The 21,746-nt window shown below is 54.6% G+C and carries 21 protein-coding genes; 5 read left to right on the top strand and 16 right to left on the bottom strand.

Annotated features, from left to right (window positions below; genetic code table 11):
- The first annotated feature begins 61 nt into the window (after window positions 1-61).
- Window positions 62-1,690, top strand: coding sequence for a methyl-accepting chemotaxis protein (locus K6123_RS17340; protein ID WP_221800050.1), 1,629 nt, complete (start codon window positions 62-64; stop codon window positions 1,688-1,690).
- Window positions 1,691-1,777: 87 nt separating this feature from the next.
- Here K6123_RS17340 and acuI read toward each other — a convergent pair whose 3' ends face one another.
- The 8 genes from acuI to dtd all read right to left on the bottom strand — a co-directional run bounded on the left by acuI (window position 1,778) and on the right by dtd (window position 7,922).
- Window positions 1,778-2,761, bottom strand: a complete 984-nt coding sequence (gene acuI / locus K6123_RS17335; RefSeq protein WP_221800308.1) for an acrylyl-CoA reductase (NADPH) — start codon at window positions 2,759-2,761, stop codon at window positions 1,778-1,780.
- Between the two features lie 95 nt (window positions 2,762-2,856).
- Entirely contained in the window at window positions 2,857-3,519 is a 663-nt protein-coding gene (acuR, locus tag K6123_RS17330; RefSeq protein ID WP_246624872.1) for an acrylate utilization transcriptional regulator AcuR, read from the bottom strand.
- Between the two features lie 65 nt (window positions 3,520-3,584).
- Window positions 3,585-4,349, bottom strand: coding sequence for a hypothetical protein (locus tag K6123_RS17325; protein WP_221800048.1), 765 nt, complete (start codon window positions 4,347-4,349; stop codon window positions 3,585-3,587).
- 9 nt (window positions 4,350-4,358) lie between these two features.
- A complete protein-coding gene (locus K6123_RS17320; protein WP_221800046.1) occupies window positions 4,359-4,874 on the bottom strand; it encodes a hypothetical protein in 516 nt (171 codons plus the stop codon).
- A gap of 44 nt (window positions 4,875-4,918) precedes the next feature.
- Complete coding sequence (locus tag K6123_RS17315) at window positions 4,919-5,554, bottom strand: hypothetical protein (RefSeq protein ID WP_221800044.1); 636 nt, start codon at window positions 5,552-5,554, stop codon at window positions 4,919-4,921.
- Between the two features lies 1 nt (window position 5,555).
- On the bottom strand, window positions 5,556-6,194 hold the full coding sequence (locus tag K6123_RS17310; protein WP_221800042.1) for a MotA/TolQ/ExbB proton channel family protein: 639 nt from the start codon (window positions 6,192-6,194) through the stop codon (window positions 5,556-5,558).
- Between the two features lie 126 nt (window positions 6,195-6,320).
- Window positions 6,321-7,025, bottom strand: a complete 705-nt coding sequence (locus K6123_RS17305) for a hypothetical protein (RefSeq protein WP_221800041.1) — start codon at window positions 7,023-7,025, stop codon at window positions 6,321-6,323.
- 462 nt (window positions 7,026-7,487) lie between these two features.
- A complete protein-coding gene (dtd, locus tag K6123_RS17300; RefSeq protein ID WP_221800039.1) occupies window positions 7,488-7,922 on the bottom strand; it encodes a D-aminoacyl-tRNA deacylase in 435 nt (144 codons plus the stop codon).
- A 111-nt stretch (window positions 7,923-8,033) separates the two neighbouring features.
- Here dtd and K6123_RS17295 point away from each other — a divergent pair, with 111 nt between their 5' ends.
- The 3 genes from K6123_RS17295 to ntrC all read left to right on the top strand — a co-directional run bounded on the left by K6123_RS17295 (window position 8,034) and on the right by ntrC (window position 11,346).
- Complete coding sequence (locus tag K6123_RS17295; RefSeq protein WP_221800037.1) at window positions 8,034-8,648, top strand: DUF4124 domain-containing protein; 615 nt, start codon at window positions 8,034-8,036, stop codon at window positions 8,646-8,648.
- A 191-nt stretch (window positions 8,649-8,839) separates the two neighbouring features.
- Window positions 8,840-9,922, top strand: coding sequence for a nitrogen regulation protein NR(II) (gene glnL / locus K6123_RS17290; protein ID WP_221800035.1), 1,083 nt, complete (start codon window positions 8,840-8,842; stop codon window positions 9,920-9,922).
- Window positions 9,919-11,346, top strand: coding sequence for a nitrogen regulation protein NR(I) (gene ntrC, locus K6123_RS17285; RefSeq protein ID WP_221800033.1), 1,428 nt, complete (start codon window positions 9,919-9,921; stop codon window positions 11,344-11,346). Before glnL ends, ntrC begins: the two co-directional genes overlap by 4 nt.
- 72 nt (window positions 11,347-11,418) lie before the next feature.
- Here the strand turns inward: ntrC and K6123_RS17280 are convergent, their stop codons facing one another.
- The 6 genes from K6123_RS17280 to K6123_RS17255 are packed head-to-tail and all read right to left on the bottom strand — an operon-like array spanning window position 11,419 to window position 17,562.
- Window positions 11,419-14,943, bottom strand: a complete 3,525-nt coding sequence (locus tag K6123_RS17280) for a LamG domain-containing protein (RefSeq protein ID WP_221800031.1) — start codon at window positions 14,941-14,943, stop codon at window positions 11,419-11,421.
- Window positions 14,940-15,311 carry a hypothetical protein gene (locus K6123_RS17275; protein WP_221800029.1) on the bottom strand — a complete coding sequence of 124 codons (372 nt, stop codon included), beginning with the start codon at window positions 15,309-15,311 and terminating at the stop codon, window positions 14,940-14,942. Before K6123_RS17275 ends, K6123_RS17280 begins: the two co-directional genes overlap by 4 nt.
- Window positions 15,312-15,333: 22 nt before the next feature.
- The gene (locus K6123_RS17270; protein ID WP_221800028.1) at window positions 15,334-16,161 is read right to left on the bottom strand and encodes a prepilin-type N-terminal cleavage/methylation domain-containing protein; all 828 of its coding nucleotides are present in this window, start codon (window positions 16,159-16,161) and stop codon (window positions 15,334-15,336) included.
- On the bottom strand, window positions 16,161-16,667 hold the full coding sequence (locus tag K6123_RS17265) for a prepilin-type N-terminal cleavage/methylation domain-containing protein (RefSeq protein WP_221800026.1): 507 nt from the start codon (window positions 16,665-16,667) through the stop codon (window positions 16,161-16,163). The genes K6123_RS17270 and K6123_RS17265 overlap by 1 nt, the downstream gene beginning before the upstream one ends.
- Window positions 16,648-17,127 carry a pilus assembly FimT family protein gene (locus tag K6123_RS17260; protein WP_221800024.1) on the bottom strand — a complete coding sequence of 160 codons (480 nt, stop codon included), beginning with the start codon at window positions 17,125-17,127 and terminating at the stop codon, window positions 16,648-16,650. Before K6123_RS17260 ends, K6123_RS17265 begins: the two co-directional genes overlap by 20 nt.
- Complete coding sequence (locus tag K6123_RS17255) at window positions 17,128-17,562, bottom strand: type II secretion system protein (RefSeq protein ID WP_221800022.1); 435 nt, start codon at window positions 17,560-17,562, stop codon at window positions 17,128-17,130. It abuts the gene before it with no gap.
- Between the two features lie 446 nt (window positions 17,563-18,008).
- On the opposite strand from K6123_RS17255, the gene K6123_RS17250 reads away from it, so the two are divergent.
- The gene (locus tag K6123_RS17250; protein WP_221800021.1) at window positions 18,009-18,776 is read left to right on the top strand and encodes a 3-hydroxybutyrate dehydrogenase; all 768 of its coding nucleotides are present in this window, start codon (window positions 18,009-18,011) and stop codon (window positions 18,774-18,776) included.
- Window positions 18,777-18,812: 36 nt separating this feature from the next.
- Here the strand turns inward: K6123_RS17250 and K6123_RS17245 are convergent, their stop codons facing one another.
- Together K6123_RS17245 and K6123_RS17240 are read right to left on the bottom strand one after the other, a co-directional pair.
- A complete protein-coding gene (locus K6123_RS17245; RefSeq protein ID WP_221800019.1) occupies window positions 18,813-20,039 on the bottom strand; it encodes a type II secretion system F family protein in 1,227 nt (408 codons plus the stop codon).
- Window positions 20,039-21,742, bottom strand: a complete 1,704-nt coding sequence (locus K6123_RS17240) for a GspE/PulE family protein (protein ID WP_221800017.1) — start codon at window positions 21,740-21,742, stop codon at window positions 20,039-20,041. The genes K6123_RS17245 and K6123_RS17240 overlap by 1 nt, the downstream gene beginning before the upstream one ends.
- Between the last annotated feature and the right edge of the window lie 4 nt (window positions 21,743-21,746).

Genomic DNA, 21,746 nt, shown 5'->3' with positions numbered 1-21,746 from the left:
CCGCCAAACAGCCGATACAGGGTCTACTCTTATAAAAGAACCTGACCATCGGAGTAGACACATGAACGGGTCCAACCTGGGGCTGACCGGCAAAATATTGCTGCCAACCATCCTGACCGCCGTACTGATGCTGGTACTTTCCTATTTCCAGATCAGCGCGCTGGGCAAGCTCGCCAAACAGTTTGGCGACATCAATTCCGAGTACCTCCCAGGGATAGATCTGGTACTGAACGCCGACCGCGACCTCTACCAGGCCAAGCTGGCTGAACGCAGCCTGGCACTGGGTATGAAACAAGCTGACCTGCTGACTGATCACGAAGAAAACGTCCAGCAGGTATATGACCGGGTAAACAAGGTGAAAACGCTGGCGGTTTCTGCCGAAATCAAACAGCAAGCCGACCGCTTCCTGACTGATTTCAACCAATGGCGCCAACACAGTTCGGCGTTCGTCAAAGGGCTGCAGAATGGCGATTACACGGCCGAACAAGCCCTGGCCAAAACGACCGGTGAGCTGGACAAGGAATTCTCTGCTATTCGAGGCCTGCTCAACGTACTAGGCGAAACCGTCTCGAAGGAATCCTTGCGTCTGAACGATCAGGCCAACGCTGAAAAAGATTCCGCCCTGACCACCATTTATGTGCTGGTTGCCATCGCACTGATCATGGTGGTGCTGTTTGCCATCTTCTTCCCGCGCGCGATCACCAACCCTGTCAACCTGATGGCAAAAGCGCTGGAAACCCTTGCCTCCGGCAAGGGCGACCTGAACGCCCGCATGCAGCTGCGTTCCAGTGACGAGCTGGGCGTAATGGCCCACAACTTCAATGCCTTTATGGACAACCTCAAGGGCATGATCAGCAGTATTCGGGAAGAATCCGATGGCGTCAGCCGTACCACCGAACAGATTCACCAGAACGCCGACACCAGTGATCGCATCAGCTCGGAATACAGCAGCGCCATGGAGATGGTTGCAACTTCCAACGAACAAATGGGACTGGCAATTCGCGAAGTCTCGGAAAATACCCAGCAGGTGTCTACCGAAGTCAAAGGCTCAGACGACACCGCTCGCCAGGTTGCCAAGGGCTTTGATCAGGCCATGATGGAACTGCAGGCGCTGGTCAGCCGGGTCGATGACTCCAGCCAGGTCATTCAGGCACTGGAAGCCGAAACCACCAATATTGAGTCGGTGCTTGATGTGATCAAGGGCATCGCCGAACAGACCAACCTGCTGGCACTCAACGCCGCTATCGAAGCCGCTCGCGCTGGCGAGCAAGGCCGAGGTTTTGCCGTGGTCGCCGACGAGGTTCGCACCCTCGCCAGCCGCACCCAGCAGTCTACTGGCGACATCAATCAGATGATCGAACGCCTGCGTGCCGGTGTTGGTCGTGCTGTTGGTGCCATGCGGGAAAGCCAGAACAAGGCCGAACAAACGGTTGAGTATGCTGGCCGCTCCCAGCGGGATATCCAGACGATTTCGGCCTCCTTGGTCAATATTAGCGACCGCATTATCCAGATCGCTTCAGCCATCGAAGAACAGACCTCGGTGATTGGCCATATCAACCAGAATCTGACTTCCGCCAAGGTCTTGAGTGAGCAAGGCCAGGAAAGTGTTCGCAGCACCAATACGGCAGTGCGCGACCTGCAGTCACGAGCCAACCGATTGAGCCAGCAGGTGTCCGGGTTCAGGTTGTAAGGCCGTTAGACATGGCCACCAGCGAGCAGAATTTTTAGAGTGCGTAGGGTCCCGGCATGCCGGGACAAACGCCCTCGAACGCCCTCGCTAGTCCGCCAACTTGACGATCACCCGGCCACGAACTGCTCCGGCCATCAATTGCCCAGCAGTTTCTATCACCTGCTCGAGACCAATTTCATGGCCAATGCTGCCCAGCATGCTGTCGTCCACCAGCTCGGCCAAACGTGACCAGGCTTCAATACGATCCGCTTTTGGACGCATCACACTATCGATCCCCGCCAGCGTGACACCGCGCAGAATAAACGGCATCACCGTGGTTGGCAGATCCGCCCCCTGCGCCAAACCACAGGCCGCAACCGTGCCACCATAACGCGTACTGGCGAGCACATTGGCCAGCGTATGAGAACCAACCGCGTCGACCGCCCCGGCCCAGCGTTCCTTCTGGAACGGTTTACCGGCCTCAGACAGTTCGGCCCGATCGATAATGTCAGCCGCCCCCAGCTGGCGTAAATATTCAGCTTCCGCCGGGCGTCCTGTCGACGCCACGACCTGATAGCCCAGCTTGGCTAGCAGGGCGATGGCAAAGCTGCCCACGCCACCATTGGCACCAGTAACCAGTACCTCACCGGAAGCAGGCACAACACCGTGCTTTTCCAGCGCCTGCACGCACAACATGGCGGTATAGCCAGCAGTACCTATGGCCATGGCCTGACGGCTGGAAATACCGTCTGGCAAGGCAATCAGCCAGTCGGATTTCAGCCGCGCCTTTTGCGCCAGTCCGCCCCAGTGAACTTCACCAACACCAAAACCGTTCAGCAGCACACGCTGACCAACCTCAAATACACCGGAGTCGCAGGCTTCCACCACACCGGCCAGATCGATACCCGGCACCATTGGAAAGCGTCGAACAACCGGTCCCTTACCGGTAATGGCCAAGCCATCCTTGTAGTTCAGAGTGGAGTATTCCACCCGCACCAGTACATCGCCTTCCGGCAGGCTGTCGTCGGTCAGAGTCGTTAGTTCAGCACGGTAACCATCATCGTCCTTGTTAATCTGGATGGCTTTAAACAGGTTGTCAGACACAGGCGCCTCCGTTATTGGCTTGAAATTTAGACTGATCGTCTAATTATTATTTCAAAAAACTCCGCCAGGCGGAGTTGAGCTATTTATTCGATTTTCAGGGAATCAAAAAACCAGTCACGATACAACCACAGCGGCGCATCCGACCGCGCCAGTTTGGCTCGCATTACCGCTCCTTCCCAGCCCACCCAGAACAGCTGCGCCAACTGCAGGCAGTCAAGTGTTACAGCGATTTGCTGCTGCTGTTGGGCCCGTTGCAGACAGTCTGCAACAGCCACTTCCCAACGCGCCAGAATATCCAGCAATGGCTGACGCAGGCTTTCCGGCAGCTGACCGGCTTCCTGACCCAGATTGCCAACCAGACAACCGCGCCGAAATTCAAAGCGAGCCATGTTGTCAGCTGCGCCTTCGATAAAACGGTTGAGCTGCTGCAACGGCGTCATATCATCACGCTGAAAGCAACGCTCCAGCAGTTGTTGGAAATAAGCGCCATAACGCTCTACAACCGCATGAACAAAGGCTTCCTTGCTATCGAAAAAGTGATAGAAAGAACCCTTTGGCACGCCGATCCGTTTTAATACCAAATCAATACCGGTGGCGCTGAAGCCTTGCTCGGTGAGCACTTCCATACCACTGCGAATCAACAATTCGCGGGTTTCCGCCACGCTGCGGCCATCTTTGGGTGGCCGACCACGGCGACGCGGGCCAGCCACAATCAGATCTGTTTCAGGTGCTGTTTTATTGGTCATTGCCAATATTAGACCGAGTGTCTAAATAAATACAAGCCTGCCACAAACAAACCACATCCAGACTATCAAGGACGATCCAGTGCAATCAGCTCAAACCGCACCGAACCACCCTTGAACATTTCCAGATCCAGCGGTTCGTCACGTTCAAAGCGGACTAACCCGACTCCGGCGGCGTACCACTCCCGCTGCACCACTTCCACTTCCTGGTAGCCCAGTCTGGGGTCGGCGTACAAGCCCACCTGCGCTCGCCCTTCCAACAGTATGCAATGCTCAAACCGGCCCGCTGGTGTGGTAATCGTCATATCGCTACCAGCCAGTTCATAAGTCATATCAAAGCCATTAAGGGCACGATTCCAGGCCACATGACTGCGAGTGCTGTGAATTCGATACGGCCGGGTCGCCAGCGTCCAGTTGTAACCATTGGTTAGGTCATCCAGCGGCGGCATCACCAACCGGGGCTCGGCAAAGACAGCAGGCTGCTTTTCGATCAGGTTACGTTTACCCAGCTGATACACCCCGGAGTCATCCCGGCTGTAGTAGTAGCTGGTGCCATCGCTGGTACGACGGATAAACACCTGCGTTTCATCCGTCAGCTCAACGAAACGAGTGTTAGATTGAGGCTCCAGAGTCTGGATTTCAAAACGACGGATTTGTTTTTCAGGCAAGTCCGGCCCGGACTCAGTAACTTGATAAACCCAGCGGTAACCCGGCTGCAACGGGAAATAACTGCTGTCCTGCTGCGACTGGCAGCCACCGAGCAGAACGGTGAGCGCCAGACCGACAAGTCCGTTCCTCCATGATGTGCTTATATAACGCCTGTCCAAACCCATCTCAGCACCTCACTTTTCCGGCAACGCCGGATCAGGAACCGGCACAAACTCCAGTTCCATCGGCTGGTCGCCCAATTGCTGGCGGAAGCGTTTTACTTCTGGCAAGTCTTCCCCACCGCGACGAATCCCCAACTGCAGGTTGCCAGCCTTGGCCCGCCGCATGGCACTCTCGACTTCGGCGTGTAATTCCTGACTGTAGGGCATCTGGTAGGCTCTGGGTTCAGCAGCCAGCTCGTTGTTGGCAAGGTCCGTCAGCCACAGGTAAATTGCGCCTGCGGTATTTTGCTGGTCGTCCGGCTCTTCGATCACAGCGAAGTGCAGCAGGAATTTGTCGGGTACGGCCACCGTCGATGGCCAGCCTTGGCTATCTTTCCAGCCCAAAAAACTGAGCCAATAAAACCCGGATACCAGCACCACCAGCAACCCCTTGGCCCACACATTCCAGTGACTGTGCAATAACGACAGCACCAGTAATGCCGCCAGCACAACGTAGCCAATGACCAGTATTAACGCAGTTTCTGTCATCACATACTCCAGACGGCAGGACAGACTGCGCTGCCCCGTACGGATTATTTCTGTTGTTCACCAACCAGTTTTTTCTGCAACTGGTTGATGTTGCTTACCTTGCCATCCGGGCGAATGGTGAACCGAAAGGCCGTCACTTCATCCCCCTCCTTTTCCAGCGTGTTGGTGTTGTAGAACAACACCTTCATACGAGGATTGACTTCCGCCAGATAGACGGTGACCGGCACCTCGGTGGCAGCCGCATCGCCTTGCAACTGCTCGTCCTGCTGGTTCTTGAAGTAGTGCAAATTGACGACATACTCTCCTGGTGGACGACCACGCAGGGTCAGCACCTCCTGATTGAGCGGATTTTCGATCTCAACCCCATTCACTTGCTGGACGTCGTTGATCATGCCGCGGTCATCACGATCAAGATTCATCAGGCCGTCTTGCGGCTGTTTATAGTTGACCTGACGGCCGTCCGGTCCTGCCATCCAGATATCAATGTCGTTGGGATTGCCATCCGGCCAGCTAACGGTAATCAGGAACTCGGCCTTGGGATCCACAATGCCGGTATCGGCCGGCGGGTTCAGCAGCACCAGCGCCACCAGAAACAGGAAGGTAAAAGTCAGCAGTGCGTTAAACAGCAAATCGGTGAAGGGGTCGATGTCTGCCATCTGGCTGCGATTGAAGAGTGCCACTTCAGACTTCCTGCCGGCTTTGGCCAAGCCGAATGGTTTCCACCACCAGACGGTCAGCAGCCCGGTCCAGCAGCAGGTATTGCAGCCCCAGTAACATGCTGCATACCAACCCGACCAGGGTGGTATTCATTGCCACGCCCATGCCCTCGGTCATCTGCTGCATCAGCTGTTTGATGTCTGACGTATCCAGGTTTTCCAGCCCGGAAACCGACCCCAGCATCAGAATAAAACCAATCACTGTACCGAGCAGACCCAGCTTGACCAACACCCCGGTAACGAACCAGCCAAGCTGGTGATTGCCCTTGGCGCGCTCCGCCAGCACTTCGGCAGCAACGCTGTTCTGGGCTTCGTCAGCGCCAAGCGAGGCCAGATAGTCACGACTCAGTGACGCCAGTACCGGTTGCTGCAGACGCACTGCATCAAAGTTGCGAAATTCCCGCGCCAGCCACCAGGCGCGATAACCGCAGTGGCCAGATGCCAACGCAAAGACCAGTAAGGCCAGCGCACAAATACGGGTGACGTCCTGCTGCAACATCGGCAGCAGAATATCGAGTTGCCACAGCAGCAAGCCGGCAAACAGGATCAGGCTGTTGAGTAACAGCCAATGCAGAAAGGTGAGCCAGGGACTGGGAAGATACATACCGACCCCTTTGTTATTGTTGTCCCTGATGGTAGGACGCCAGGCACCGGATCGTCAGCAGTACGTTAGCAGCGATCCGATGGCCAAACGGGGGTCGAAAGTCGCAGACTACGCCTGAGTCCGCCGTTACTCCGGCAGTAGTAAAGCCAGCAGTCGCCGTTTTTCTTCCGAAGATAACAGCAGATGCTTATCGTGATAGTCAGCCATTCGCCGAATGGAATGATTGAACTTGCGGGCAAATCGTTTGCTTCGGCGCCAGTGGTAACGAGTCACACCGGTATCGATCCAGATAACCTGGCAGGCCTCGAAATCCGCAAACACATTCCGTAAATGGCAGTCCGAAAACACGATCCCGGAATCCCGCATGCGTCTCAGGTCATCAATAACCAGATCAAGCCACTGAATTCGCTTGGCCTCGGAGATACCACTATCAAACAACTGCAACATCTCAACCGCGCCACGGGATTCGAGGTTTTCCATAATGTAATAGCCAAGATAGCGGTATCGTGGTGTCGGCAATAAGGCGATACCAACCTCTCTGATTTCGGCCACCTTCAAGCCCAAACCTGCAAGCAGCTGATTACCACGAACTTCTTTGAACAGGCGACTACGAGCCCACAGGCTTTTTGCATATTCATGCCAGCTCCTAGCTTTTATCAGTTTAAGAATCCCTCCCCCATCCGTTTGTTTTATAACAGTAGAAGGAGTGTGATCGAGTATCAGGTCACCCCCACAGAGAATCTTTCTACGCGCTGTCCCAGAGTGGTTAGCAAAGCTGAAAAACGGTTGAGATATCTCAAATGCAGGCGACGAAACAGTGGTGATTACCATAAAAACCAAGCCTCTATCGTCTCTAAATCGTAATAATAATGAAACATAATTACGAGAAAGTAATAAAGGTATCATCTCAAAACCAGTTGTTTCAAAAAGCTATCTAATCAGACATAAAAGCCAAAAAATCAAAACAAATAAAAAACAGTAAATGCCTGTTTTTCACCCAATCGAATAATTCCGTCCTCAGGAGATCCCATGGTCCGAAAAATATCTGGACCACTTCGGGCCACAAAGCCAGCCAGCTTTTTCCAGCCAAACACAGGGCATAAATCATCCACCAGCGATCAGTTCGTTTATTCTGATAACCAACATAGAAAGGTAAGATATCGTCATCAAGAGTGGCATCATAAAATATGACTAGCGCTATCTAACTCCTGGTAGTCATCACAAGTACTGAGCTATGCGAAACGATCAAGACCAGAGTTAATGCAGTGTGGTACAGGGACTAACAATTACCTTTTATGTATTCACCAAAAAAGTAACCGGCCCGTCATTCAGCAGCGAGACTTTCATATCGGCACCAAATCGGCCATTGGCGACAGTGACTTGCTTCGCCGCTTCGGCTGAAAAATAGTCGTACAGGCGTTCGGCCAGATCAGGTTTGGCCGCGGTTGAAAAGCCTGGCCGAAGCCCTTTGCGGGTATCCGCCGCCAGAGTAAATTGCGATACCACCAGCAACTCACCGCCAATATCCAGCAGACTGCGATTCATACGACCTTCCTCATCGCCGAAGATGCGGTAGTTCAGCACCTTGTGCAACATGCGTTCGGCGGCCTGCTCATCATCTTCGGGTTGAACGCCCAACAGCAGCAAAATCCCCTGTTCAATAGCCCCGACGGTCTCTCCTTCGACCACCACACTGGCATGACTGACTCGCTGAATAACCCCGATCATAACTGCTTCCCGAACGACTATAATTTTATGGATTCCGGCGTGTTCACATACTTGCCGGCACAAACGTGCCACTATAGTGTCACATATGCCGCAACACTAACGGGAATTGCCATGATCAAACGACCCCGCTTGTCTGTACGGCGGTCCAGCCACCGCAGCAGAGCAGCCCACTTGCTACGCGCCACCAGCTTGCTCGGCCTCGCATTCCTGAGCCTGGTCTCGGTCGCCGCGACCCAGGTTTATGTCACCCGTGATGCCGATGGCAACATGATTTTCAGTGACCGTGCCAGTGCCGATGCCGAAGTCCATGAAGTCGACGGTGTACCAACCGTACCGGCTTTTGTACCACCATCCCCTGACCGTTCCGACAAACCTGCCGAGCCAGTAAAAGAACAGAGCTATTACCAAAGCCTGCAGATCCTCAGCCCGGCCGACCAAACCAATGTACCGCCAGGCCTGGCTGCAGATCTAGAACTGGTTGTGGACGTTGTTCCTGCATTACGACCTGATGACACCATCAGTGTGCTGGTTGATGGTGCCGAAATTGGAAGTGGCAAAAAAACCACCTATCCCATCAACAAGCTGGTACGTGGCCAGCACGTGATGGAAGCCATGGTGCGCGATGGCACGAACAAAATCATCATGCGCAGCCCTTCAGTCACCATTTATATCCAGCGTACTTCGATCCAGAATCCGCAACGTCAAAATACTGACCGGCGCCCCTGACAAGCACCAATTCGCACCGAAAAAAATCAAATGTATTTAAATGGCACCATATTGGTGCCATTTTTTATGTGTGATTGCGTTATGTTAGACATGTTCGCCACAACATAATGCGCAGCAAGCGCCATTGTTGTGCACAAAAGCCTTCTGGCTCACTTTTTGCTGTCTGTCAGCTAACAGGGGGAATAAAAACTATGCGCGCCAGTCCATTACTCACACAACGCTTGATGGAGCACCTGAATACCGGTGTTCTCTTGCTGGATGCTGAGTTAATCATTTTGTACATGAATCCGGCCGCAGAAGCCTTGTTGGAAGTGAGTGGCAAGCGTGGCCTCGGGGCGCATTTCTACGACCTCGCAATTGAAGATGAACAGGATGTGATCGCCATGCGGGATGCGGTGGTTACCGGCCATTCCTACACCAAGCGCGAGACCATCATCCACCTGCACAACCAGCAAACGGTCACGCTGGATTACAGTGTCAGCCCGGTAGCCCATCCGGAAACCCGTATGCCGACCCTGTTGATCGAACTGCAGGGCCGTGATCGCCTGACCCGCATCAGCCGTGAAGAACAGCTGATTGCGAAGCAGGAAACCACCCGCTCGCTGGTGCGCGGACTGGCACACGAAATCAAGAATCCGCTGGGCGGTATTCGCGGTTCTGCCCAGCTCCTGGAGCGCGAACTGCCGACCGCTGAGCTGAAGGAATATACCAATATTATTATTGAAGAAGCGGATCGCCTGCGTGACCTGGTTGATCGCTTGTTAGGCCCCCGTAACCTGCCACAAAACGAGCAGGTTAATATTCACGAAGTGACTGAACGGGTGTGCCAGCTGATCGAAGTCGAAAGCGAAGGGGTGATTCATATTTCCCGCGATTACGACCCTTCAATCCCGGAAATCCAGGCCGACCGTAACCAGCTGATCCAGGCCTTCCTCAACATCTGCCGCAATGCCATGCAAGCGATGTTGGAAAACCCCTGTCAGCAACAGCCGCCAAGCCTGGTCATCAAAACTCGCAGCGTGCGGCAATTTACCATTGGCCATCAGCGTCACCGGCTGGTCGCCCAGATCGACATTATCGACAACGGCCCGGGTATTCCGGCCGAGCTACAGGAAAACCTGTTTTACCCCATGGTCAGCGGTCGGGCCGAAGGCACCGGACTGGGTTTGTCTATCGCCCAGTCGCTGATCAACCAGGTGAACGGCATTATCGAATTTACCAGTGCGCCTGATCGCACCGTGTTCTCTATCTTCATACCACTGGAATCGCTATGAGTACTGTCTGGATCATCGACGACGACAAATCTATCCGCTGGGTACTGGAAAAAACGCTGGATCAAGCGAACATCCAGACCCGCGTCTATGAACAGGCTGAACCGGCACTCAATCAGCTAAAACGGGAACGCCCGGACGCCATCATCACCGACATTCGTATGCCAGGTATGGATGGTCTGACGCTGCTGGAACAGGTGCACGAATCCTGGCCGAACCTGCCAGTGATCATTATGACCGCCCATTCCGACCTCGAAAGTGCGGTGTCGTCCTATCGTCGTGGTGCCTTCGAGTACCTGCCCAAGCCATTCGACGTCGACGAAGCCGTTTCGCTGATCCAGCGCGCGATTGCCCACTACGAAGAAGTAACAGCGGCCGCACCAGTGGTCGAGAAAGAAGAAGAAGGCCAGGAAATCATTGGTGAAGCGCCGGCGATGCAGGAAGTTTTCCGTGCAATCGGCCGTTTGTCGCAATCCCATATTACCGTGCTGATCAATGGTGAATCCGGTACCGGTAAGGAACTGGTGGCCCATGCGCTGCACAAGCACAGCCCGCGTTCCGCCGAACCCTTCATCGCCCTCAACATGGCAGCGATTCCACGCGATCTGATTGAATCCGAACTGTTTGGTCACGAAAAAGGCTCTTTCACCGGCGCCGGTGGCATGCGCCGCGGCCGTTTTGAACAAGCCAACGGCGGTACCCTGTTCCTGGATGAAATCGGTGACATGCCGTCCGAAACCCAGACCCGCTTGCTGCGGGTGCTGGCTGACGGCGAGTTCTACCGCGTTGGTGGCACCACGCCAATCAATGTGAACGTACGAATTATTGCCGCAACCCACCAGAACCTTGAAGGACTGGTAAAGGAAGGTCGTTTCCGGGAAGACTTGTTCCACCGCCTCAACGTCATCCGTATTCATATCCCTCGGCTGGCCGACCGTCGTGAAGACATTCCCAAGCTGCTGAGCCACTTCCTCAAACGGGCGGCAGAGGAGCTGGGGGTCGAAGCCAAAACCCTGCGGCCGGAAACCGAAGAATTCCTCAGCACGCTGGATTGGCCAGGTAACGTGCGTCAGCTGGAAAACACCTGTCGCTGGATTACCGTGATGGCCTCTGGCCGTGAAGTGCTGATCAGCGACTTGCCACCAGAACTGCTGGAACAAGGCGGCAGCTCACAAACCAGCGGCAACTGGGAACAGAACCTGCGTTTCTGGGCCGACCAGCAGCTGAGCCACGGTGCCAACAACCTGTTAGATACCGCCGTGCCAATATTTGAGCGCATCATGATTGAGACTGCGCTCAAGCACACTGCCGGTCGCCGTCGCGATGCCGCCAACCTGCTCGGCTGGGGTCGTAATACCCTCACCCGCAAGATCAAGGAGCTGGGGATGGAAGCCGGTTCTGACGATGATGGTGAAGCGGAAGAGTAAGTACTCTGACCAGGCAGACAGACTGAATCAACAACAGGGCTACGGCCCTGTTGTTGTTTTAGCGCCGTACCTTTAACGCACAATATCCCGCCAATAGATAATCCGGTCGTTACCACGATACTGGCCAAACTGGATCAGAGCTGATGGATCATCAGCATAGTCATCATCCTCATCGTTTTCCTCCAGCAACCAGGCTGACGCCGCATAGCGGTAGGTGACACTGCCATCATTCCCCACACCCGGTGCGGCATGCAGCAAAATGCCCTTACCCGCCGTGATGGCCTGCGCCAGACTTACGGCAGTTTCTCCTGCATTGAGATTGCCAGTCCAGTTCGATGACACCAGAGTCGTGCTGTCCAACGTCAGACCGCTACAGCTATCGTCGGTATTCAGCAGCCAACGGCCGCTTGCGCTGTTGTAATAATAAACACCGACTTGTTGTTGCAGGTTTTCTCCCTCTGGTCCAAACGCATTTTCCAGCTCAAGGCGCCCAAAACGAGCTTCGACAGCCCCCAGATTAACCCCCGAACAATTGCCACCCGAGCAGCTGCCTGTCGTGGCCGGATTCATATCCATCCCCTCAAGGCTGGTCAAACTTCCGTCGTTGTCACTCAGCCCAAGACCGATCGACAGCGCTGTATAAGGGCCATCAACCGTCACAACCGCCGCTGATTTCTGGCGATCAAATGCCAGCAGCTGACTGCCTGACAAGACTCCCTCGCTCCAGCTGTCAGTCGTCATTCCACTCAGCCGGCTGGACCGGTCCACGCCATCATCTGCATTTTCAGACAGCCAATTCAGGCCAGCCTTGGCAAAACTGCCGATGTAATTGGTTGTGACGGCGCCAGCTACATTCAGGGCCTGCAGCTGGTAATCCAGACTGATTCCCGGATAGCCCATATAAACAAAGCCCGCCGAGACACCAACATCACATTGTTGCTGCAACGAGAACCGGCTGAGATTGAAACTGGCTGGGTAAAAACGTCCAAGGTTGCTGAAATAAGACGTCGTCAACGGGTTGTCGAAATAATCTGCATCAGCGGACAGTGAAAACACCCCGACTTCACTCACGGTTTGGGTAAACGCAAGACTGCCGTTGTCAGCGTCAGTCAGGTTGATAGACGCTGTTCCCAGGCTCGCCTCCGAACCACCAGCCGGAGCCTGTAACGTGGAATCCAGCGTGACAGCACCAACGAAGTCTGTTGCCGTTGAACCATCGCTGCATACGGCAGTAGCAGTCATATCAAACTCTGCTCCGGCAGCAACAAACGGTGAACAGCTGGCATCGGCTGTACTGCAGCTGGAATTTGCAGTACTTACCGCCAGATCAATATGATCTGGCCTGACCACAAAAGAAGACGTACTGGCGACCAACGGCAATGACGCATAAGCGGCCTGGTCAAAAACAAAGTTAATCGTTTCTATTTGAGCCGCGTTGCCATAGGCAAGCGTCAGGTCAGCTTCACCAGAATCAAATTTCACCGTCAGGTTATTCGCTGTCGGTTTGCTCTGATCGCTGATCGCAGTCCCATTAACTACCAGCGATGTCGAGCTGACGACAGTCACAGCCGCTTGCGGAGGCTGCGTCAGGTTGGCATTGAACCAGACCTTCAAATCCCGATTACCGGCAAAGTTGGTCAGCTGCTGGCATTCGCTGCCGTGCTGATCTTCACCGACAGCGACCAGCCTGAGACTGGTGGCGGCACCACAGACAAAATCCTCTGGCGTGGTGGTCATTAAAAACGCCTGGGTACGAACGTCCGTGCCTTCCGACGAGGTACTACTGGTACCTGAGCTGCTATCCGTGGCGATGACCCGAAGATCGCTGTTTTCGTTTTCGTGATACAGATACACGGTTTTCAGCCCAGCGTCCGCAGCAGCAAAGGTCACCGAACTGATCTGATTTCCTGCTGATGCGGCGTCATAAAACAGTGATGCCGATGCTTCTGTTGATGACAGGCTGATGGTCCCAAGATAATCATCCTTGGCGGTGACACCATCATCACACATGGCCTGAATGGTGATTTCCGCCCGGCTCACCGGGCAAGCCAGCGAATACTCAGGCTGACTGATATCAAAACCGCCCAGTGTGCAGCTGCTGTTGGAGCACAGATCACCAAAGCTGGTATTGACGACCGCCGAAGCGTCATAAAGCACCGTGGCAGCATTGCCAACCGTAACGTTATTGGCTGAGATAGCGCCTTTGACAACAGACTGATAACCCAGCGAGACGTTACCTTCGGTATAAACCAGCCCAGACAAATAGGTCGACGTATCAGTCGTGAGATTGCCATAACCGTAAATAATCATTTGGCTGGCGTCCCCCATATTGTTGCGGCTGGTCGCATTAATACCGGAATAACTTGCCATCGATATATTACCCAATACATGCAAGCGAACAGTCCCCGAGCCAGACACCAGAATATTGGCAGACGTCCCCAGTGTCAGACTTTCAATCCAGTAATCACCAGCAGGCAAATACAGGGTTGCGTCATAGTCCAGATACAGGGAACGAATATGGTAACCATTTGAACTGCTACGAAAGGTCAGTGACGACAAGGCGTATTGAGTGATATTGCCGTAATCCGTTTGGGTTGGCCCCACACTGGCGCTCAACAGATACAGCACGTAGTAGTTGGTGGTGCTGCTGGAATACTCGAAGGCAGCCTGCTCAAGCGCTGCTGACGACTGCCCGCTCGATACACAGTCCGCCGTCTGGCAGGTATACAGATAGGAAGACGAATAGCGGCTGACGGACCCGGCAGACAAACTGGTGGAGCCATTCCCCTGCAATTGGGCGTTGTAGTCGAAATAGATGCTGCCGCTGTTATGACTGCTGATCCCTCCCGGAAAGGCATCACTGCAAACACCACTCGAGCCACTGGAGCAGACATGGGTTTGAGCAACCAGTTCGGCGACTTCTGACGAACTGAGGGTGCGGTTAAAAATAGCGACTTCGTCAATATCGCCAACCAGATAACGGCCTGACATATTCTGATCCGCGCCAATCTGTAGCGGATCTGAATTACGCATTAGCGGGTCCGAATAATAGGAAACCGCATTGGCAGTCCCATTGATATAAATGGTCTGGCGGCCACTGGTATAAGTCACCGCTATATGAGTCCAGGTATTCAGGGGTATGGTGGAGTTGCTGTACAGCCAACGAGTATCGCCATCCTCCTCAACCCACCACCAATAAACCCGGCCACTGGCATCAATATGAAATTCGTAGTTTTCATCCTTGGAAACCACTGCTGACAATTCGCTGTTATAACGATCCAGCCTCACCCAGGCACCCACAGACACGGCTGTACGAAAATCCAGCAACGCATTATCCGCAACCTGCAAATAGCCGGAGCCATTAAATTCGCCATAACGGCAACTGCCCGGATAACCGCTAACGGCAGGGCTGCTGGACGCCAGCGTCACTGTGTTGTAGGCACGCCCGTGCAGACCGTTGCCACTGCTGTCGACAACCTCGCTACTGACACCTGAATAACTGCTTTCATCAAGATGATATAACGCCACCGGTGTTGGCAGGGCCAATCCGGTCGACGTAACCAACAGCAGCCACATCACCATTAACCAGCGTCTCATCGAACCCGGGCCTCCAGCGTGCGACTGCCATTTCCACCATCACAACTGGACGTTGAGACCAGATCACAAAAGGTTTCGGTATCAACCACAAAGCTGTTGCAAGTGACCACCGCCTGACAGTTTTGCAGGCCATCCACCGCAAAGCTGATGGTGCGAGTGGCATTCACACATTGACAGGGCGTCGTTGCCAGCGTATCGACCATTACCACCTGACTGCCACTGACGGCCGCCAGCCAGGCACGGGCACCCGCGACCTGCTGGCTGTAATTTTGCTGGCTGGAGTCCATCAACCGATTCACGGCGACCCCGACCAGTGCCAGAATCAGCACCACAAAAACAGCCAACGGCAAGCCAAACCCTGCCTTCATCGCTAACCGACTGCCAAAATGCTCACGGTACATTGATTAATTGCACCTCACGGTTGATTTGCAATTGTTCACCCGTACTGCCGGTTTGATTGCCATCCCGAGCAGCTCGCAGCGTCCGGAATTCCACATGCACAATCGAGTTACGCTGCAGCTGCGCAGCCGCCAGCCCAAAACGCAGCGATCCAGGCAGAATATTGTCGAGCATCAGCACCGCATCTGAGGCCGGTAACAGCCCCGTACTGTCTTTGGCAAAGCCATAATTGGCATATCGCCAAAGCCGACCGCTGCCGTCTTCACAATAGGCAATCGGCTGGCTAATCAGAAACAACCGCCGGACAGGTGAATTATTGGGAAAGGATTGTGCCGTTGGGAAAGTCAGCGTCTGGACGTGATTATTAACCGCCCCCAGAGTGGCTGCTGCTGTTGAGATCGAGTTACCCGGCCCGGAATTACCATACACACTGTTTTCGGAATTCGGATACACCGAGATCCAGGCGCTGGTTCCGACGCTGACACCAGAAACTTCCACCACCTCGATCGAGGTACTTTTGTTGCCCTTTGGCAATGACAGATAATCTGCCGCCGCAATCACCGGAACCAGTTCCAGACAGGCATTGCCGCCATCGGTAAAGCTGCGCACGCTATGTGGCAGCGCTTCGCGAATCTGTCGCACCAGTTGCTCACTGGCCACCCAGGCAGTACCCGAAAGAGTGACACGGGCGGAAGTATCGACCCATCCCTGTACGTAGGTACTGACAAACCGCATGCTGATCAGCCCGATAATGGCGCTGATCACGATGGTCATCACCAGTTCGATCAGCGTAAAGCCTGCAGGCCGCAACCTGCGCATCAGAAGTCACCTCTCAAGGCCGCCAGACGCAACTGTTGTCCATCCGGTCCGGTCACCACCACCTGGATAAGCTTGGTGGTGCTACTGCTTGCTCCCTGCGCATCGGCACAGGTGACGCTGATCTGGATCTGATAGGCAGCATTCGAGGTAACACTGGTATCCAGAAACTGCCCCGCCTCGTTCAAACCGTTGTAGTCGTCGACATCGTCATAATCGGTACGATCATGTTCTCCGCCCTCAGTCCCTCCAATCACACAACTGCCGACGGCACCGCCCTTGGTCGGAGAGTCTTCCTGAAAACGCAATGCCATCACGTCATCCATGTACGAATGCACCAGTTGGGTTGCCCGTGCCTGCCATAAAGGATCGGCGTTATGGCGTAACGCCAGCCCCATGCCACGACTCACCGCTGCCAGCGCGATGCCAATGATCACGATGGCAATCACAGATTCCACCAGGCTGACGCCCTGCTGGGATTTACGGGAACTAGAGACAACTGCCGGCATAGGCATACCCAGAGGCACTGATGCAGACTTCAAAGCCCGCAGGAGCACAGAGGCGATAAGACTGGCCAATGGTCAGCTGACCATTGCCATCAAAGGCGAGTTGCAGCGGGGTAGACGCCAGGCTTGCACAACTGGCAGCCAGATCTGTACCACCGTAAAGTTCGGAAGAAAGATCTGTCTGGGAGCTGAAGCCGCTGCCCGACTGGGCCAGGATTTGGCTACTGAGAAGTCCACCCGCATAAACAAGTCGCAACTGGACAGAGGAATCTGCGGTGCGGGCCATAGCCACTTGCTGAGCCTCCCGCACCGCATTGATAACAAAATCTTGCCCGGCCCTGACCTCAAAATCAGATCGCCCGGCATACAGGGAAGTGGCCGCTGCCGCCAGAATCCCCAGCAGAACCATCACCATCAACAGTTCGACCAGAGTAAACCCTCGCGGCCAGCTGACCGATATCATTTAGCAACCAGTGGTAGTCGATGCAATGGTCGGCAAGGTAGTCGCATTGGCGGCTTCGGTGTAAACCACCTGACAGTCTGTCTGTACCGCCAGTGTATAGGTAGGTGGTGTTGCAGTCGCATCGGCAGTCGCAGTATAGCCAGATGCGTCAACCGCAGTACCAATGCCCGTGGCAGTGGCGGCCGGATAGCCAAACACCAGGTTTACCGTTTGACCGTCAAGGCTCACACTGGTACCCGAACTGCCATCCGCCAGATACTGGGCATGGGCGATATTCATGGCAGACCGCAAGCTGCCAGCGGCACCATCAAGACTGGCCAGACGGGCGTCGTTACTCATATCCGCAAAACGCGGCAAGGCGAATGCTGAGAGAATCCCGAGAATCACAATTACCATGATTAATTCAATCAAGGTAAAACCAGACATACGTTTCATAAGGTCAAGCTCCTGATATAGGCAAGGTATTGGTTACGAACAGATACACAAACAGGCACCAACCGGTGACTGTTTAAACGCTCTCTGTAAACCGTAGTTCAATGACTTGAGCATAGTTCAGTCTTGAACTCTTGCTGTCCCGGTTACCAAATGAAACAAAAACCGGCCGATCCAATTGCCATAGATCAAGCATGCCCTTCCGATGTCTCAGAATGTAATCCAGCCAACTATTTTCATCGGATTTGTTGCGGTTTGAGCTACCAACAGCCAGTCCCCATCGAAAGGAGGATGGGCACCCGGGCGCGAATATGGAACCTTGCTGGCCTATGGATTTCTACTTGATACACGCCCTGCCAGAGCAGCAGAGCGGTCAAAAAATCATCAAATTTGATACCCGGGTTCAATTGCCATTGTTATAGTCAGCGAACCAGCACAGGAGGCTTTTCATGAACAATCTGCACATCCTCGTAACCGGTGGAGCCAGTGGTATCGGCCTTGGAATCGCCGAAACCCTTGGCAAACAGGGCGCCCGCATCACCATCTCGGACATCAGTCAGGAGGCTCTGGATGCCGGCGTCAGCAAATTGAAAGAACAGGGAATTGACGCCAAAGGCGTCGCGGCGGATATGTCGGATGTCGCAGCGATCGACGCCATGGCTGCCAGCCTCGCCAGCGACCCCGTCAATGTCGTGGTCAACAACGCAGGCTTGCAATACGTTTCCAAACTTGAAGACTTCCCGGCTGACCGCTGGAAACTGCTGATCGATGTCATGCTGGTTGGCCCGGCGATGCTGACTCGTGCATTGTTGCCGTCCATGCGCGAGCAGGGTTACGGCAGGGTTATCAATATTGGCTCCATTCACAGCCTGGTCGCGTCACCCTACAAGTCCGCCTATGTTGCCGCCAAGCACGGCCTGATCGGCTTTGCCAAAACCGTCGCGCTGGAAACCGGCGACACCGATATCACCATCAACACGATTTGTCCGTCGTACGTCAAAACGCCTTTGGTAGAAAAGCAGATCGCAGCACAGGCCAAGGAGAATGGCATTTCAGAGGAAGATGTGATCAACAAGATCATGCTGGAACCAATGCCGAAGAAGCAGTTCATCGACATCAGTGAAATCGCCGAGACCGTCGCTTTCCTGGCCAGCCCTGCGGCCAAAAATATTACCGGCCAGACACTGGTGCTGGACGGTGGCTGGGTCGCCCGCTAACCCGCGAGCCAGTCGGAAGCCTGCTTCTGACTGGCTTTACCTTCCTCCTGCCGAGGCCCCCAGTTCCCAGATCGGCAGAAATACCCCCAGCGCCAGAATCAGTACCATAAAAGCCATCATTCCGAGCATGATGGGTTCGATGGCATCCGCCAGAAACTTGAGTTCGTAGTCCACTTCCTCTTCATAGAAATCGGCGACGTCATTCATCAGATCATCAATGGAGCCGGTTTCCTCTCCCACCGCCATCATTTGCAGTACCAGCGGAGTAAACATGCCCGTGGCCGCAGCGGTTGCGGTGAGTCGTTCACCGCGCTCAACACCCGACTGCATGCGCCGGATTGCAGCACCAATGTAGCGGTTGCCAACGCTGTCGGAAACCACATTGAGACAACGCAAAATCGGTACACCGGAACTCATCATCATCGCCAGTGAACGGGAGAAACGCGACAGGGCGATACGCTTGAACAGGGAGCCAAACACCGGCAAACGCAGCTTCAGCTGGTCCCATCCCAGACCACCCTCAGGCGTTTTGATGTAACGATAGATCGCAAAGCCCAGCACCAGCAGCGCGATACCAATCATGAGCCCATGATTAACCGCAAAGTCTGATACCCCGATCAGGATTCGGGTTGGCAATGGCAGTTCCGTATGCATGCTTTTGAAAACAGGCACAAAGCTCGGAATCACAAACAGGGTGATCACGGTCAGGGCAATCGCCATCGAAACGAGCACCAGGGTTGGATAGCGCATTGCGGTTGAAACCCGCTTGATGGTCTCCCGTTCCATTTCGAGGTGATGAATAAGTGCCTGCAAGGCTTCAGGTAACCGCCCCGTTGTTTCGCCGACCTGGATCATGCTGATGTAGATTGGCGAAAAGACTTTTGGATGCTGGCGAAACGCCGTGGTCAGATCGCCCCCCGCAGTCAGTACCCTGGCCATCTCACCCAGAATTCGTTTCAGCTCCGGGTTATTGGTCGATTCCGCTAACCCATTCAGCGCCCGGATAATCGGTACTCCGGAACGGGTTAGGGCAAAGAGCTGACGGGTCAGCAAGATGCGCTCATCCATCTTGATGCGCCGCCGGAACAGATCACCCGCAGGCTCTCGATTAACCGTTCTGGCGGCCTGCTGCTCTTCCAGTCCCAGCAGCAACACGCCCTGCCGCTGCAATACCCGTGCAGCAGCATTCTGGTCTTGCGACACCAACTGCCCAGTCACCGGTCGCCCCTGACTGTCTTTACCCCGATATTGATAGATCGGCATCAGCCATCCACCTCATCCAGCGTCGAGGCAACCCGGAACACCTCATCCACCGAGGTGATACCGGCTCGGGCGTAGTCCAGTGCGGCCAGTACCAGCGGGCGATGCCCCTCCTGTCGACTGGCTTCGTCAGCGAACAGGTTGGCGTTGTTATCGCGCAGTGCCCTTACCAGAGGCGGCGTCATTTCCAGAAATTCATACACCCCGACCCGCCCGAGGTAACCCGTGTTATGGCACTGGTGGCAACCACGGCCAATACGGTAATCATGGGAGGCAGCATCAGCCTCAATGCCGTTCAGCCATACCTTGTCCTGGACCGAGAGTTCATCCGCCTGCTGGCACTTCGGGCATAATCGTTTGATCAGCCGCTGAGCCACAATGCCGCGCAAGGACGATGCGACCAGGTAGGGGTCCATGCCCATATCGAGCAACCGCATGGCGCTGGAAGCAGCATCATTGGTATGCAATGTCGACAGCACCATGTGGCCAGTCATGGCAGCGCGCAAGCCGATTTCGGCAGTTTCCTGGTCACGCATTTCCCCCACCAGCACCACATCCGGGTCCTGACGCAAGGCGGCCCGCAGTACAGTGGCAAACTCCAGCCCGACTTTTGAGTTCACCTGCACCTGATTCACCCGCGATAGCCGGTATTCGATCGGATCTTCTGCCGTGATGATTTTCTTTTCCGGCTTGTTGAGCTGGTTCAGCGCTGCGTACAGCGTGGTGGTTTTACCCGAGCCAGTAGGCCCGGTGACCAGCAGCAAGCCATGCGGGCGACTGATTTGCTGAAGAAAACGTTTCTTCAGGCGTTCCGGCATGCCCAGCGCGTCGATGTCCAACAAACCCGCACTCTGGTCCAGCAGACGCATCACCACGGATTCACCATAGGGAACCGGCATGGTCGACAGACGAACATCAATGCTCTTGTTCAAAACCCGGATGTTGAAACGGCCGTCCTGCGGCAAACGCTTTTCGGAAATATCGAGCCCCGACATGATTTTCAGCCGCGACACCAACGCCGATGCCACCCGTCGTTCCTTCATGATCTGCTCTTGCAGATCGCCGTCGATGCGCAATCGAATCCGCAACAGGTTTTCTTCCGGCTCGACGTGAATATCAGACGCCTTGACCTGCACGGCATCTTCGAGAATGTTCTGTAACAAACGAACCACAGGCGCATCGCCAGAATCTGACTGCATCGCCATTTGGTCGATGTCGAAGTCGTTATCCTGCAGTTCGCCTTCCAGTTCACCGGCAATCGAGGCAATTTGCTGCTGGCGGCGATACTGGGTATCCAGCAGCGACAACAAGTCCATCTCGCGCACAAACGCTGGTAACACCGGCCGCCCCAGCGACCGCTGGACTTCATCGACCAGCATCAGGTCGGTAGGATCAGCCATACCAACCAGGTAGCCATTGCCTTCTTCCGCCAGTACCAGCGCCCGGAAACGGCGAGCCTGGCTTTCAGGCAGTCGATGTACCAGGCGGGAATCGAGACGAAAGTGCGTCAGGTCGATGAACGGATAACCGCAATAATCTGCCAGGGTGCCGAGCAGATTATCCTCGGTCAGAAAGCCCATATCGGTAATTGCGCGCCCGAGCTTCTTGCCCGAGCGCTTTTGTTCTGCCAATGCTTCCTGCAATTGATCTTCGGTAATCAGATTGCGTTCAAGCAGCAGGTCGCCAATACGAACCCTTTTACTCATCCGT

The sequence above is a fragment of the Oceanobacter mangrovi genome, from assembly GCF_019740315.1.
In the GTDB taxonomy this organism is placed as follows: Bacteria; Pseudomonadota; Gammaproteobacteria; order Pseudomonadales; family Oceanobacteraceae; genus Oceanobacter; species Oceanobacter mangrovi.
Note: the sequence above shows the minus strand (reverse complement) of the source record. Positions and strands in the feature narration are given on the sequence as shown.

What these genes read in the sequence shown, in the direction of transcription:
- K6123_RS17265 (WP_221800026.1), bottom strand. Translation starts at nt 16,667, where the DNA reads ATGCCGGCAGTTGTCTCTAGTTCCCGTAAATCCCAGCAGGGCGTCAGC.
- K6123_RS17260 (WP_221800024.1), bottom strand. Translation starts at nt 17,127, where the DNA reads ATGATATCGGTCAGCTGGCCGCGAGGGTTTACTCTGGTCGAACTGTTG.
- K6123_RS17275 (WP_221800029.1), bottom strand. Translation starts at nt 15,311, where the DNA reads ATGAAGGCAGGGTTTGGCTTGCCGTTGGCTGTTTTTGTGGTGCTGATT.
- acuR (WP_246624872.1), bottom strand. Translation starts at nt 3,519, where the DNA reads ATGACCAATAAAACAGCACCTGAAACAGATCTGATTGTGGCTGGCCCG.
- K6123_RS17245 (WP_221800019.1), bottom strand. Translation starts at nt 20,039, where the DNA reads ATGCCGATCTATCAATATCGGGGTAAAGACAGTCAGGGGCGACCGGTG.
- dtd (WP_221800039.1), bottom strand. Translation starts at nt 7,922, where the DNA reads ATGATCGGGGTTATTCAGCGAGTCAGTCATGCCAGTGTGGTGGTCGAA.
- K6123_RS17255 (WP_221800022.1), bottom strand. Translation starts at nt 17,562, where the DNA reads ATGAAACGTATGTCTGGTTTTACCTTGATTGAATTAATCATGGTAATT.
- K6123_RS17325 (WP_221800048.1), bottom strand. Translation starts at nt 4,349, where the DNA reads ATGGGTTTGGACAGGCGTTATATAAGCACATCATGGAGGAACGGACTT.
- K6123_RS17340 (WP_221800050.1), top strand. Translation starts at nt 62, where the DNA reads ATGAACGGGTCCAACCTGGGGCTGACCGGCAAAATATTGCTGCCAACC.
- K6123_RS17270 (WP_221800028.1), bottom strand. Translation starts at nt 16,161, where the DNA reads ATGCGCAGGTTGCGGCCTGCAGGCTTTACGCTGATCGAACTGGTGATG.
- K6123_RS17320 (WP_221800046.1), bottom strand. Translation starts at nt 4,874, where the DNA reads ATGACAGAAACTGCGTTAATACTGGTCATTGGCTACGTTGTGCTGGCG.
- K6123_RS17295 (WP_221800037.1), top strand. Translation starts at nt 8,034, where the DNA reads ATGATCAAACGACCCCGCTTGTCTGTACGGCGGTCCAGCCACCGCAGC.
- K6123_RS17250 (WP_221800021.1), top strand. Translation starts at nt 18,009, where the DNA reads ATGAACAATCTGCACATCCTCGTAACCGGTGGAGCCAGTGGTATCGGC.
- K6123_RS17280 (WP_221800031.1), bottom strand. Translation starts at nt 14,943, where the DNA reads ATGAGACGCTGGTTAATGGTGATGTGGCTGCTGTTGGTTACGTCGACC.
- K6123_RS17305 (WP_221800041.1), bottom strand. Translation starts at nt 7,025, where the DNA reads ATGGTAATCACCACTGTTTCGTCGCCTGCATTTGAGATATCTCAACCG.
- glnL (WP_221800035.1), top strand. Translation starts at nt 8,840, where the DNA reads ATGCGCGCCAGTCCATTACTCACACAACGCTTGATGGAGCACCTGAAT.
- K6123_RS17310 (WP_221800042.1), bottom strand. Translation starts at nt 6,194, where the DNA reads ATGTATCTTCCCAGTCCCTGGCTCACCTTTCTGCATTGGCTGTTACTC.
- ntrC (WP_221800033.1), top strand. Translation starts at nt 9,919, where the DNA reads ATGAGTACTGTCTGGATCATCGACGACGACAAATCTATCCGCTGGGTA.
- K6123_RS17240 (WP_221800017.1), bottom strand. Translation starts at nt 21,742, where the DNA reads ATGAGTAAAAGGGTTCGTATTGGCGACCTGCTGCTTGAACGCAATCTG.